Annotated in this window: 14 protein-coding genes; 5 read left to right on the top strand and 9 right to left on the bottom strand. The window is 32.0% G+C overall.

What is annotated here, in order from left to right:
* Positions 1-6 precede the first annotated feature (6 nt).
* Together mnmA and ACQ629_RS12985 are read right to left on the bottom strand one after the other, a co-directional pair.
* Positions 7-1,194, bottom strand: coding sequence for a tRNA 2-thiouridine(34) synthase MnmA (gene mnmA, locus ACQ629_RS12990; RefSeq protein ID WP_483705644.1), 1,188 nt, complete (start codon positions 1,192-1,194; stop codon positions 7-9).
* A 90-nt stretch (positions 1,195-1,284) separates the two neighbouring features.
* Positions 1,285-1,983, bottom strand: a complete 699-nt coding sequence (locus ACQ629_RS12985; RefSeq protein ID WP_483705642.1) for a toxin-antitoxin system YwqK family antitoxin — start codon at positions 1,981-1,983, stop codon at positions 1,285-1,287.
* Positions 1,984-2,046: 63 nt separating this feature from the next.
* Between ACQ629_RS12985 and ACQ629_RS12980 the strand changes: the two genes are divergently transcribed.
* Positions 2,047-2,625, top strand: a complete 579-nt coding sequence (locus ACQ629_RS12980) for an adenylosuccinate lyase (RefSeq protein ID WP_483705640.1) — start codon at positions 2,047-2,049, stop codon at positions 2,623-2,625.
* Between the two features lie 767 nt (positions 2,626-3,392).
* Here the strand turns inward: ACQ629_RS12980 and ACQ629_RS12975 are convergent.
* From ACQ629_RS12975 to ACQ629_RS12960, 4 genes are all read right to left on the bottom strand, one after another.
* Positions 3,393-4,172: a hypothetical protein gene (locus ACQ629_RS12975; protein ID WP_483705638.1), complete on the bottom strand. Its 780-nt coding sequence runs from the start codon at positions 4,170-4,172 to the stop codon at positions 3,393-3,395.
* A gap of 61 nt (positions 4,173-4,233) precedes the next feature.
* The gene (locus ACQ629_RS12970) at positions 4,234-4,764 is read right to left on the bottom strand and encodes a hypothetical protein (protein ID WP_483705636.1); all 531 of its coding nucleotides are present in this window, start codon (positions 4,762-4,764) and stop codon (positions 4,234-4,236) included.
* A gap of 182 nt (positions 4,765-4,946) precedes the next feature.
* Positions 4,947-5,774: a sterol desaturase family protein gene (locus ACQ629_RS12965; protein WP_483705634.1), complete on the bottom strand. Its 828-nt coding sequence runs from the start codon at positions 5,772-5,774 to the stop codon at positions 4,947-4,949.
* 33 nt (positions 5,775-5,807) lie between these two features.
* Positions 5,808-6,335, bottom strand: a complete 528-nt coding sequence (locus tag ACQ629_RS12960) for a YkgJ family cysteine cluster protein (protein ID WP_483705632.1) — start codon at positions 6,333-6,335, stop codon at positions 5,808-5,810.
* A 177-nt stretch (positions 6,336-6,512) separates the two neighbouring features.
* Here ACQ629_RS12960 and argS point away from each other — a divergent pair, with 177 nt between their 5' ends.
* From argS to ACQ629_RS12940, 4 genes are all read left to right on the top strand, one after another.
* Positions 6,513-8,297 (top strand): arginine--tRNA ligase, encoded by a 1,785-nt coding sequence (gene argS / locus ACQ629_RS12955; RefSeq protein ID WP_483705630.1) that lies wholly within the window; start codon positions 6,513-6,515, stop codon positions 8,295-8,297.
* Positions 8,298-8,670: 373 nt separating this feature from the next.
* Complete coding sequence (gene lpdA, locus ACQ629_RS12950) at positions 8,671-10,059, top strand: dihydrolipoyl dehydrogenase (RefSeq protein ID WP_483705628.1); 1,389 nt, start codon at positions 8,671-8,673, stop codon at positions 10,057-10,059.
* Positions 10,060-10,128: 69 nt separating this feature from the next.
* Entirely contained in the window at positions 10,129-10,581 is a 453-nt protein-coding gene (locus ACQ629_RS12945; protein WP_483705625.1) for a heavy metal-binding domain-containing protein, read from the top strand.
* A gap of 89 nt (positions 10,582-10,670) precedes the next feature.
* Positions 10,671-11,045: a LysM peptidoglycan-binding domain-containing protein gene (locus ACQ629_RS12940; RefSeq protein WP_483705623.1), complete on the top strand. Its 375-nt coding sequence runs from the start codon at positions 10,671-10,673 to the stop codon at positions 11,043-11,045.
* 364 nt (positions 11,046-11,409) lie between these two features.
* On the opposite strand, the gene ettA is transcribed toward ACQ629_RS12940, so the two are convergent.
* The 3 genes from ettA to lpxD form a co-directional block, all read right to left on the bottom strand.
* A complete protein-coding gene (gene ettA, locus ACQ629_RS12935; RefSeq protein ID WP_483705621.1) occupies positions 11,410-13,101 on the bottom strand; it encodes an energy-dependent translational throttle protein EttA in 1,692 nt (563 codons plus the stop codon).
* A gap of 21 nt (positions 13,102-13,122) precedes the next feature.
* Complete coding sequence (locus tag ACQ629_RS12930; protein WP_218772853.1) at positions 13,123-13,305, bottom strand: CAL67264 family membrane protein; 183 nt, start codon at positions 13,303-13,305, stop codon at positions 13,123-13,125.
* Between the two features lie 114 nt (positions 13,306-13,419).
* Positions 13,420-14,406: a UDP-3-O-(3-hydroxymyristoyl)glucosamine N-acyltransferase gene (gene lpxD / locus ACQ629_RS12925; RefSeq protein ID WP_483705619.1), complete on the bottom strand. Its 987-nt coding sequence runs from the start codon at positions 14,404-14,406 to the stop codon at positions 13,420-13,422.
* Between the last annotated feature and the right edge of the window lie 9 nt (positions 14,407-14,415).

Raw genomic sequence — 14,415 nt, 5'->3', positions numbered from 1 at the left:
TATCTTTTAAGAAATAACTCCAGAGCCAAGTAATTCTTCATTAATATACCAAGCCACAAATTGTCCTTCTTGAATAGCAGATTGTGAATTTTCAAACTCAACATACAATCCGTTTTCGACTTTATGAAGCGTTGCTTTTTCTAATTTCTGACGGTAACGAATTCTTGCTTCAACGTCCATGGTTTCACCAGGTTTTAATTCTAAATCTTCACGAACCCAATGCAATTCTTCATTAGATACAAATAATACATTGCGATACAAACCTTGATGATTTTTACCTTCACCTGTATAAATTATATTTTCGTTCACATCAGTTTCAATAACATACAAAGCTTCTTTGGTACCTCCTACATTTAAACCTTTACGTTGTCCTTTTGTAAAATAGTGCGCACCTTGATGCTTTCCTACCGTTTTTCCGTCCTCTTTTTTGTATGAGAATTTTGTTGAAAAATAGTTTAATTCTGCTTCTTTGTTTTCAAACTTCGGAATTGAACGTGTATATTGTTCAAAATCTGAAGGAATTTGTATAATTACACCTTCTTTAGTTTCTAATTTTTGTTGTAAAAAATCTGGTAAACGAACTTTACCGATAAAACATAATCCTTGAGAATCCTTTTTATCCGCAGTAATTAAATCTGCTTTTTTTGCAATTTCTCTAACTTCTGGCTTCGTTAATTCACCAATAGGAAACATTGCTTTAGATAATTGTTTTTGCGATAATTGACATAAAAAATACGACTGATCTTTATTATTATCTTTTCCTGCTAACAACTTATATACAGCATTCCCTTCAATAACTTCTTTATCTTTTCTGCAGTAATGACCAGTTGCCACATAATCGGCACCAAGACTTAATGCAATATCCATAAAAACATCAAACTTAATTTCTCGATTACATAAAACATCCGGATTTGGTGTGCGACCTTTTTCGTACTCATTAAACATATAATCTACAATACGTTCTTTGTATTGGTCACTTAAATCTACTGTTTGAAAAGGAATTCCTAATTTATCGGCAACAATCATTGCATCGTTGCTGTCTTCTAACCAAGGACATTCATCAGATATGGTTACCGAATCATCATGCCAGTTTTTCATAAACAATCCGATTACTTCATATCCTTGTTCTTTTAATAAATATGCGGTTACACTACTGTCTACACCTCCCGAAAGGCCTACTACTACTCTTTTCATTCTTTACTTTTGTAAGCTGCAAATTTACGAATAAGTTTCTGTTATTATAATGGATAAAACTAATAGAATCATCAATTTAATTGATTGTTATTAATTTTCATTTTTTAAGTCAGATAGTTTTTCTTTTTTCTTTTTATCAACAATTTCACCATCCATATAAAACTCCCACTTCCCTACTCTTTTTCCGTTTTTATAGATACCTTTTTCTTTTATCCCTCCTTTTAAATCGTAGTATTTACCTTCTCCATCTAGCTTACCCTTTACGTATAATACTTCTTCTATTAAAACTCCTGAATCTGTGAATGTTTTAGACAATCCGTCTTTTTTACCTTTTTTATAAGATGTTTCTTGGGTTACATTTCCGTTCGGATAATAATTCTTAAGAGTTCCATTTAGTTTACCGTTTTTATATTCTTCTTCAGAAAAAATATTCCCGTTTGAAAAATAATAAACCCATTTACCAATACGGCTTTTACCAATCATTCTACCTTCGCTTTTAAGCTTTCCTAATTCGTTGTAAAACTTAACATCTGCTGTATCATTAACAAACGTTTTTACAATTGTTGGTATAGTAGACGATCTAATATTGTAAAATTTAAAAACGCCTATTTCTTTTCCATCTTTAAAAGCACCTGAATAACGGATTTTTCCATTATCATAATTCTTTTTCCAAACTCCAGTTCTTTTTCCGTTCGCATCTAATTTATTTAGTTGTTGAGCTTCTACAGAAACCATTAAAAAAACTGATAATAAAAGTACTGTTGAAAATATCCTCTTTATATTTAGCATGATAATTTTTTTACTTAGTTTGATAACTTAATAGGTTATCAAAAATACACAAACCGTACCAATATGAGTATCGATTTTTTAATTTCTGTTTTAAACGACATGAAAAACCCTGCTAGAGTAAACAGAAATAATACTGCAAATATTGTACTAGCACAACCAAACTTAATAAATGATTTAGTTTATTTAACTTTTGATGTAAATAATAAATTATCAATTAAGGCTGCTTGGGTATTAGAATGGATTTGTACGCATCATGGAATTGAATACATACACCCTTACATCACTACTTTTGTTGATAATATATCGAAAGTCCATTTTCATAGCGCTACAAGACCTTGTGCTAAAATTTGTGAGCTTTTGGCAAACGCTTATACTTCTAAAAAAGAAAACGAAACACAAATTATAGTAACACAAAAGCATATAGATACAATTATTGAAGTTGGATTTGATTGGTTAATTACCGATCAAAAAATAGCGGTACGCGCTTATACCATGAATAGTTTGTACTTATTCGGATTACAAAAAGATTGGGTTCACACAGAACTACAACACTTAATTAGCACTAAAATTATTCATGAGAGTAAAGGCTGTGAAGCTAGGGGGAAGAAAATATTGGAGTTGATTGAAAAAAATCTAATTTAAGCTAAAATTAAAAAAACAGCATTATAGGAAAGTTAATCTATTTATAATTCTTATTTAATGTAAAAAAACTCAATCCTAAAATTTTAAAAGAGTTTAGGTTAATACTGATAAAGATGATTCTTTTTCAGATTTAACTACAATATTTTTTCAAAAATAATTCTACATCTTAAAAGAAAAATTTAAAACATCTAAAAATAAAATGCATGATTACTTTAATAGCAATACTCTAGTTTATGATTTCCTCCTTTAATTATAACGATAAATTAATTATGGCTTGATCGGGACAAAAAATTCAAAAAAAACAACGTATTGAGACTATAGATATTATTAACACCCATTTCGAACAAGAAGCAATTGGTAAAATGAGCTGCTATTTTGATAACAGACTATGTCCCGAAAACAACTTTTTATCATGCCTTTTTAGATAAATTTCTACTTTTAGATTCACCAATAGAAAAATATTACAATTACAAAACAAACCTTCAACTACCAAAATTAGTAAATAGCGATGAGTATTTTAAAAATTACACTCCTTCCTTAATCGAATTTAAAGCGATACTGACAAATTATATAATTTAAAACCTCACAAAAGCTATCCAGTGTCTATAAATCCTAAAATTGATATAATAAGTTATCTTCTATTAAAAAAAACAACTTACTAATATAAAAAATACACAAATTTAAAAACAACTTTAAAACCCCAGAAGAAAATTCTTCTGAGGTTAAATAATTGTTTTACGAGCAACTAAATAATTATAGATTATTTATTACCAAGCCCAGCCTGATGTAGAAGAAACTTGATCATTCCACGATTTCTTCCACCACCACCAACCAGACATGGTATACCATTTAAGGTTTCCCACATTAAGTCCTATATATCCTGTTGGTGTATAAAAACCAATAACTTTTCCTCCATAACAAGAGTGCTGATATAAATATACTACTTGTCGTTTACCTGTTGGTTTTCTAATTTTTAAAGAAGATAATTGGTCGTTATTTCCTGAACCTACCCAATGGTCTCTGTAATAATAACGTTCTGTTCTTCTCATACCTGTCATCTCTGTACTATAGTATGCATGCTTATAGAAATAAAAATTCCCAGTACCATATAAGTCATAGCTATCACATTTAGCGGCTCTTTTTTCAGCTGATTTTTGATCTCCAGGGAACCCTTCTGCTACTTTTGAAGTATACTCTTTTAAGTCTTCTCCATTATCAAAAACTTTCACCTCAATATCAGTGTTTCCTTCTTTTGGGTTATTGAAAAATAATGACTTTGGAGCCCTTTCTTCATCTCCAAATATTTTTTGAGCAAGCTCAACATCTCCACTAACATCTAGTACTTCATCTCGTTCATTATTATACAAATACGACACTTTAAATTGCCTACCATAGTAGTCGTAGGTATGATTAATACTAACTAAACTTTCTTTAGCTTGTGTTAATTCTTCATTGTTTGATTTATTTTCAATAACCTCCTCACTTTGACAACTAAAAAATAATGTAAAACACATTACTGTTATCCATAAAAAATTTTGATTTTTCATTTTTTCTTGTTTTTTTGAATGTTAGCTTTTAGCTAAAACTCATAGTTTATTTAGTTTTTTTCTAATTTTTTACAGGTATTAAAACCTCTCCATTTTTAAACCGTGAATAATCTAAAACGTATTCACCTGCCAGTAAAATAATATTCTTTTTATTTAATTTTAAAGTAATATCCTCTCTTAGATATACATCTTTAGAAATGATAAAACTATCCTCTTCTAAACTTCTAGAAAAAGCAAGTCTTATAGAGTCTTTTTCATTTCTAAATGCAATAACTCCATTATCCTCATCAGTGTTATCTTTCAAAAGTTTTGAAAAAACTTCTTTAACTTCTGCTGAAGAATCAGTGCTAGAGTCACCATTTACAAAAATATCTCCATCATTATTTTTAAAACAGACACCAGGGCCTGTTGCACATGTTTCTCTACTAAAACGCCAATCCATTACATATACCCATGGCGGATTATACATTCTAGCTTCTTGTGTTACTAAGTTTTTACTATCTAATAGTTCGGTAGCAGCCTCATCTTTTTGACATGCTTGTAGTGCCATTAAAAAGACAGTTACAGTTACAAATTTTTGTAGTGTTTTCATATGAAAATAGTTTTCTAAGTTAATTTCTTATACAAAAGTAACAACCTCTTTTAAATAAAATATCAGGAGAAAAGTTCTTTATACTACAGGTAAACACCCCTATAAAAAAGAGTTAAATATGTAGATTAAACCAAAAAAGACCGCCCTAACAAGCAGTCTTCTTTATTTTTTTGTATACATTTTTAAATATTACTAGGCTTCCTATAACCAACAAAAGGTTGTTTTAGTAACTCTTTTAAACTCGCGTTCTTCTTCGCATCTGGAAAAGTATCAACACCATACACTATTTTTTCTCTGTCTAGTTCCATGTATGTTCCGAATAAACGATCCCAAATAGAAAAAATATTTCCGTAATTAGAGTCGGTATATGGCAACATATTATGATGATGAATTTTATGCATATCGGGTGATACAATAATATAACTCAATATTTTATCGAATTTTTTAGGAATCTTTATATTTGCATGTGTTAATTGTGTGAAAATCAAAGACATTGATTGATATAACATTATAATTGCTATTGGCGTTCCTACCAAGAAAACACCTATAAGTGTAAAAGTAAAACGAATTACACTTTCTAAAGGATGATGACGGTTTGCCGTGGTTGTATCTACCTCATGATCGGTATGATGCACCAAGTGAACCATCCAAAGTTTTGGTGTTTTATGTTCGGTAAAATGTGCTAAATATGCTCCGAAGAAATCTAAAAACAAAACGCCTAAAACCACATACAACCACAGTGGCATTTCTGGAAGCCAATTAATCAATCCGAAATTATTTACTTGCACCCAGTCTGCTGTTTTTAACAACAAAAAAGCTAGCGCAAAATTAATTACAATGGTAGTTGCCGTAAAAAACAAATTCGGAAAAGCATGCTTCCATTTTCTGTATTTAAATCCAAATAAAGGAATCGCTCCTTCCAATAACCAGAAAAAAGTAATTCCACCAACTAAAATTAAACTTCGGTGACTAGACGGTATCGTCTCAAAATAATGAATAAGGGTTTCCAACGTAAAATATTTTTCTAAAAATAAGAAAAAATATTAACCTAATCTTTTTATTTTCTCGTTAGATCTAACTGGTAAACGCTTTTTAAGCTCTTCAACAATTCTGTAAGTTGCAGGACAAATAGCTGTATTTGCTACTGTTAAATCGGCTATTTGAATAAATTTCTTACGATTTGTATGTGGATATTCTGAACATGCTTTCGGACGCACATCATAAATAAAACATGAATTATCTCTTTCATCTAAAAATGAACATGGTGCCGTTTTTAACACCATAAAATTATCAGAATCACGCTCTAAATATTGCGCCTCAAAATCACGAACCTTCATTTTTAAATGCTTAGAAATACGCTCAGTATCTTTGTCGGTAAAAATCGGACTTGTTGTTTTACAACAGTTACCACAATCTAAACAATCTGTTTTTGCAAATTCTTTTTCATGTAAATCATGTACTACAACATCGAAATTTTTAGGTACTCGCTTTTTTATGGTTGCAAAATACTTTTTATTTTCTTTTTCTACGTCTGCTGCTAACTTTTCTAAATTCTCTAAATCTTTATCCATAATCTTTATTTTAAGAAGAAGTTTCGACGCTGTTAATTAACACATAGTTACCTGAAATAATATTCAGAAATATTAAAGACAAAACTTACTGCAAAACTAACCATATAAATTGTTAGAATCAGTTTAAATATCATCCAAATAAATTATGTAATTTTGCACTTCAATTTTCAACAACTAATGAGCATACAAACCTTAATAGAAACCAAAGTAAAAGAAGGATTTTTAGCCTTATATAATATTGAAATTCCGACTGTAGAATTTCAAGCAACTCGTAAAGATTTTGAAGGAGATATCACCGTAGTAGTTTTTCCTCTTTTAAGGTATAAAAAAGGAAATCCTGTTCAGATAGGAAACGATTTAGGTGCTTATTTAGTTGAAAACGTTACTGAAATCACTAATTTTAATGTGGTAAAAGGTTTCTTAAACTTAGTAATTGAAAATAGTTTTTATACTGATTTCTTTAATAAAATAGCTACAGATACTACTTACGGACTTGTTTCGCCTTCGGCGGATGACTCTTCTCGTATGGTAGAATATTCATCACCAAACACCAATAAACCTTTACACTTAGGGCATGTTCGTAATGTATTATTAGGATATTCGGTTTCTGAAATATTAAAAGCATCAGGTAAAAAAGTATACAAAACGCAGATTATAAACGATCGCGGAATTCATATATGTAAATCGATGTTAGCTTGGGAACGTTTTGGTAACGGAGAAACGCCAGAATCAACAGGTTTAAAAGGTGATAAATTAGTTGGTAATTACTACGTAAAATTCGATCAAGAATATAAAAAAGAAATAGCAACTTTAGTTGCTTCAGGAATTTCTGAAGATGACGCTAAAAAACAAGCGCCTTTATTTTTAGAAGCGCAAGTAATGCTTCGTAAATGGGAAGCTGGAGATGAGCAAGTTGTTACGCTTTGGAAAGAAATGAACAGTTGGGTTTACAAAGGTTTTGACGTTACTTACAAAAGTATTGGAGTAGACTTTGATAAATTATATTACGAAAGCAACACTTATTTATTAGGAAAAGATGTTGTTGAACAAGGGTTAGAAAGTGGTGTTTTCTTCAAAAAAGAAGATGGCTCTGTTTGGTGTGATTTATCCGAAGATGGTTTGGATGAAAAACTGGTATTGCGTTCTGACGGAACTTCTGTTTATATGACCCAAGATATTGGTACTGCAATTCAACGTGCTAAAGATATGCCTGATGTTGGTGGAATGGTATATACAGTTGGTAACGAGCAAGATTATCACTTTAAAGTATTGTTTTTAATTTTAAAGAAGTTAGGTTATTCTTGGGCAGAGCAATTGCATCATTTAAGTTACGGAATGGTAGATTTACCTTCTGGAAAAATGAAATCTCGTGAAGGAACTGTTGTAGATGCTGATGACTTGATGGATGAAATGACTGGAACAGCAAGAACTATTTCGCAAGAATTAGGAAAGTTAGAAGGGTATTCTGACGAAGAAAAAGAAGAACTATACAGAATTATCGGTTTAGGTGCTTTAAAATATTTCATTTTAAAAGTAGATCCTAAAAAACGTATATTATTCGACCCAAAAGCATCGGTAGATTTTCAAGGAAATACAGGTCCTTTTATTCAATATACGTATGCTAGAATTCAGTCTATTTTAAGAAAAGCAGATTTCGACTACAATGTCATATCGAACGCAGCCGAGATAGAATTACACCCTAAAGAAAAAGAATTAATAAAACAATTAGAATTATATCCTGAAGTAATTCAGCAAGCTGCAAAAAATTATTCACCTGCAGTAATTGCTAATTACACGTATGAGTTGGTAAAAGAATTTAATTCTTTTTACCAAAACGTACACATTTTAGGAGAAGAAAATACAGCTAAAAAAGTATTTAGAGTTCAGTTATCTAAAAAGGTAGCCGATACTATTAAATCAGCATTTAATTTATTAGGAATTCAGGTTCCTGAGAAAATGTAAATTAAACACAACGTCATTACGATGAGGAATGACGAAGTAACCTCTTTAAGTTGAGAGATTACCACAGTTTACAAAAAAGTAAACTTCGTAATGACACTGAAATGTAAAGTACACGCGTTAGGGATTGAAGTGGCATCCTTTTTAAAAAATTATAATAAACACGTCATTACGAGGAGGAACGACGAAGTAATCTCATTAAGTTAATGAGATTGCCACAGTTTACAAAAAAGTAAACTTCGCAATGACATTTTTAAAAAGATATAACGGAAAGCCCGCTCGAACGCTAAAATTTTCGATATGATTTTGAAAATAAAATCACTCGAGGTGACATAAATAAAAACGAATAAACAAACAACAAGTAAAAATAAACGACATGAAATACGACGTATTAATAATCGGAAGTGGTCCTGGAGGTTATGTAACAGCTATTAGAGCATCTCAATTAGGATTTAAAGTTGCCGTAGTAGAAAAAGAAAACTTAGGTGGAATTTGCTTAAATTGGGGATGTATTCCTACAAAAGCATTGTTAAAATCTGCCCAGGTTTATGATTATCTAAAACATGTAGACCAATATGGTTTAAAAGCAGAAGCAATCGATAAAGATTTCGAAGCGGTTATTAAACGTAGTCGTGGTGTTGCTGAAGGAATGAGCAAAGGTGTTTCTTTTTTAATGAAGAAAAACAAAATTGATATCATTAACGGTTTTGGTAAAATTAAAACTGGTAAAAAAGTAGATGTTACTGCCGAAGACGGAACTGTAACTGAATATAGTGCAGACAATATTATTATCGCTACTGGTGCTCGTTCTAGAGTATTACCAAATTTACCTCAAGATGGTAAAAAGGTAATCGGATACAGAGAAGCAATGAGTTTACCAAGCCAACCAAAATCTATGATTGTTGTAGGTTCTGGTGCTATTGGTGTTGAGTTTGCGCATTTTTACAACTCAATGGGAACCGATGTTACTGTTGTTGAGTTTATGCCAAATATCGTACCTGTTGAAGATAAAGATGTTTCTAAACAAATGGAACGTTCTTTCAAAAAAGCCGGAATTAAAGTAATGACAAGCTCTTCTGTAGAATCTGTTGACACTTCTGGTGACGGAGTAAAAGCCACCGTTAAAACTAAAAAAGGAGAAGAAATTTTAGAAGCTGATATTTTATTATCGGCTGTTGGAATTAAAACAAATATTGAAAACATCGGTTTAGAAGATGTTGGAATTATTACTGACAGAGATAAAATTTTAGTAAACGATTGGTATCAGACTAACATTCCTGGATATTTCGCTATTGGTGATGTTACTCCTGGACCTGCATTGGCACACGTTGCTTCTGCCGAAGGAATTACTTTGGTTGAAAAATTAGCGGGTGTACATACCGAAGCTATCGATTATGGAAACATTCCTGGTTGTACCTATGCTACTCCAGAAATTGCTTCTGTTGGTTTAACGGAAGAACAAGCTAAAGAAAAAGGATACGAATTAAAAGTAGGTAAATTTCCTTTCTCTGCCTCTGGTAAAGCTACCGCAGCTGGAACTCCTGACGGATTTGTAAAAGTAATTTTTGATGCCAAGTACGGTGAATGGTTAGGTTGCCATATGATTGGTGCCGGAGTTACCGATATGATTGCTGAAGCTGTTTTAGGTCGTAAGTTAGAAACTACAGGTCATGAAGTATTAAAAACAATTCACCCTCACCCAACGATGAGTGAAGCGGTGATGGAAGCTGTTGCAGATGCTTATGATGAAGTAATTCACTTATAAAACTCTTAAAGTTTATACAATTGAAACCTCGCCTATTTATTGGGCGAGGTTTTTTTTATATCTTTGAGCATGAAAAAATTGATTCCTATATTCGCATTGTTAGTAGTATGTTTTTATTCTTGTAAAACGGAAGAAAAAAAAGCTACAACACATCCCTTAAACGTTCCTTTTAACGAACGTCCAATTCCTATGCTTCCTAACATGAATAACGCCACAACTAGTGTTGTAGGTGGTGCACATTATATATGCCCTAAAAAATGTAAAGGAGGAACCTCAAGCGCTCAAGGTGCTTGCCCAGTTTGTAATACAGCGCTTGCACACAACCAAGGTTTTCATAATACACCACAAACACCTATTACAACACCAATGTCTACTCCTGTAGCACCACCTGCTGCCGGACCAAACGCTGCTGGTCAATATCACTATACTTGTGCTAACGGTTGTGCCGGAGGTGGAGATGCAACTGGAAAATGTAGTAGTTGTGCTGGAGATTTAGCACATAATGCTGCCTTTCATAGCTAAAGACAACACATAATTTATACTATTGAAACCTCACTTATTTAGTGAGGTTTTTTGTATCTTTAAAATCAATAATCAAAAAAAAGAATAAAATGAAAGCAAAGTATGAAAGTGTTTTAAATTTAGGACAGGAATTAGAGATTAAAAATGGAGATGTAAAAGAAGAGAATGGCGTTTTACATGTTACAGGTACTGCAAAAAACCAATATGAAAAAAATCTTCTTTGGGATGAAATAAAAAAAGCTGGAGGTGACAATCCTACGGATATCATGGCTAATATTTCAGTTGAAGATACTTCAGTATATGCAAATCATACGGTGAAAAGCGGTGAAACATTAGGTAAAATTGCGAAACAGTATTATGGAAACGCAGCAAAATATAAAGCTATTTTTGAAGCAAATACAAATATCTTAAAATCTGCAGATCTTATTCATCCAGGGCAAGAATTAGTTATCCCTAATTTGTAAGAAAACTTAACTTATACATAAGTTAAAACCGAAGTAAATTACTTCGGTTTTTTTATTTTTAAAATTAACTAGATTACCTCTCCAATAAATTACATTTTTTAAAGTTTATTTATTAATTTCTTAAATATAAAACACAAAAACACATAGTTAACTATCAATTAATTAATAAAAAATAAAATTAATTGTGTTTTCGGCACACTTATTGTATTTAACAATGCTTTAACGTAAATCACAAACTATGAAAAGCTATCTACTAAACAGTTTTAATTATTGGTGGGAGACTTGTTAAATGAAAAAGAAAGAAAAAACTCGAAGTATGCTAGCTTCGAGTTTTTGTTATTTTTTACTAATATGTAGTAACTAATTATCTAATTAGTTTTCTATATTTAATACGTTTTGGCATTAAATCTCCACCTAAACGTTTTTTCTTATTTTCTTCATATTCAGAGAAACCACCTTCAAAAAAATATACTTCACTGTTCCCTTCAAAAGCTAAGATATGTGTACAAATTCTATCTAAAAACCATCTATCGTGACTAATAACAACCGCACAACCTGCAAAGTTTTCTAAACCTTCTTCTAAGGCTCTTAACGTATTTACATCTAAGTCGTTTGTTGGCTCATCTAATAATAATACGTTTCCTTCTTCCTTTAAAGTCATCGCTAAATGCAATCGGTTACGCTCACCACCAGATAGTGTTGAAACCTTCTTATTTTGCTCACTTCCACCAAAATTAAAACGACTTAAATAAGCTCTAGAATTTACTTGCTTACCACCCATCATTACTAAATCTTGACCTTCTGAAAAGTTTTCCCAAATAGATTTATCTTGATCAATATTAGAGTGTGCCTGATCTACATAAGCAATCTTTGCCGTTTCACCTACTTTAAAATTTCCACCGTCAGGAGTTTCCTCTCCCATAATCATTTTAAAAATGGTAGTTTTACCAGCACCGTTTGGCCCAATAATTCCAACAATTCCCGCTTGCGGAAGATTAAACTCTAAATTATCATATAATAATTTATCACCGAATGCTTTCGAAACTCCACTAGCTTCAATTACATTAGTTCCTAAACGTGGTCCGTTAGGAATATAGATTTCTAATTTTTCATCAGTCTGTTTCTGATCTTGACTCATCAATTTATCATAGTTCTTCAAACGCGCTTTTTGCTTTGTTTGACGACCTTTTGCTCCTTGACGAACCCATTCTAATTCTCGTTCTAATGTTTTTTGACGCTTAGAAGCTGTTTTGCTTTCTTGTGCCATTCTTGTAGATTTTTGATCTAACCAAGAAGAGTAATTCCCTTTCCAAGGAATTCCTTCACCTCTGTCTAATTCTAAAATCCAACCTGCAACATTATCTAAGAAATACCTATCGTGCGTTACTGCAATTACAGTTCCTTTATATTGTGCTAAATGGTGCTCTAACCAGTGTACAGATTCTGCATCTAAGTGGTTAGTTGGCTCATCTAATAATAAAATTTCAGGCTCTTGTAATAAAAGTCTACATAAAGCAACTCTTCTTCTTTCCCCTCCTGATAAGTTTTTAATTGGTGTATCACCATCTGGAGTACGTAAAGCATCCATAGCAATTTCTAATTTCGTATCTAACTCCCAAGCATTAGAAGCATCAATTTTATCTTGAAGCTCTGCTTGTTGTGCCATTAACTTGTCCATCTTATCTGCATCAGAATACACTTCTTCTAAACCAAACATATCGTTGATTTTATTGTATTCTTCTAAGATAGCTACAGTTTCTGCAACCCCTTCTCTTACGATTTCGATAACCGTTTTACTATCATCTAATTTTGGTTCTTGTTCTAAATAACCAACTTTATATCCTGGTGAAAAAGTTACCTCTCCTTGGAAATTTTTCTCTACTCCTGCGATGATTTTTAATAAGGTAGATTTACCCGATCCGTTCAAACCTAAAATACCTATTTTGGCTCCGTAGAAGAAACTTAAATAAATATCTTTTAAAACTTGCTTATTAGTACTTTGAAAGGTCTTTGAAACCTTATTCATTGAAAAAATGACCTTCTTATCGTCTGACATTTTATTGCTTTTTTTTATTAATTAAACTCTTCCTTTTAATGCATTAAAAACCCATGCATTTGCAAAGAAACCTAAACCCACTGCTGCAAATCCATAGCCAGCTACTTCATCATATCTAAAAGCCCCTAAACCTACTAGTAAAAGACCTATTAAAATCATTATAAACGTTGCCCAAGCTAGGACAGTATTTTTATTCATTGCCATAATTTACTCTTTATAAAAAATGTGAACTGCAAATATCGGGATTTATTTTCTCTTTAAATAATCCGCATAAAAAAATCTTACTGGAAGTAAGATTTTTAAAAAGTATCTTTATTTTTATCCTCTAGCTAACTTACGTAAAGCTACCCATTGTTTCATCATTTCACGTGCATCTGTTGCTGGATAACCTACTACGGTTTTTCCTGCGGCAACATCTGCAATAACTCCTGATCCTGCTCCTACCTTTGCACCCGAGTGAATTGTTGTATGATCTTTTATTGAAGCACTTCCGCCAATAACAACACCATCACCTAATGTAACAGATCCTGCTAAACCGCTATTTCCAGCCATGATGCAAAATTTACCCAATACAGAGTTATGACCAATTTGCACTAAATTATCTATCTTACACCCATCACCTAAAATTGTAGAACTAAACTTACCTCTATCTACACATGAATTTGCACCTATTTCTACCTGATTTCCAATAATAACATTTCCTATGTGCGGAATTTTAGTCAACCCATTTTCACTTGGCCTGTAACCAAATCCGTCTGCTCCAATACTCACATTAGCATGAAAAATACAATCACTACCTATTATACTTCTTTCTCTAATTACGGTACCTGACCAAACTATGGTATTACTTCCAATAGTCGTGTCATCAAAAACTGAAACATTCGGATACAAAATAACGCCATCAGCTATAACCACATTTTTACCAACATAAGTATTGGCACCAATCTTACAACCTGTACCTATTTTTGCCGTTTTATCAATTACTGAAGTAGGATGAATATCTGTGTCGAAATGAGGCCCTTCTTCTTGAAATGCTTCCAGTAATGTTGCCATTGCTAAATCTGCATTTGTTACTTTTATAAACGCTTTATCAACTCCCGGTTCAATTTCAATTTTAGCATCAATAATTGCCGCACTTGCGTTAGAGTTATCCCATAAACGCGCGAACTTCTTGTTCCCTATAAAAGTAATTTGACCTTTTTTTGCTTTTTCAATTTGCTCTGGAGCGGTAATTTCTTCGGAACAATTTCCTATTAACTCTCCTTTTAACAATGAGTTAATTTCTTTTATCGTGAATGATTTCATGTTGCCTGT

The sequence above is a fragment of the Tenacibaculum sp. SM2510 genome (assembly GCF_057002845.1).
Note: the sequence above shows the minus strand (reverse complement) of the source record. Positions and strands in the feature narration are given on the sequence as shown.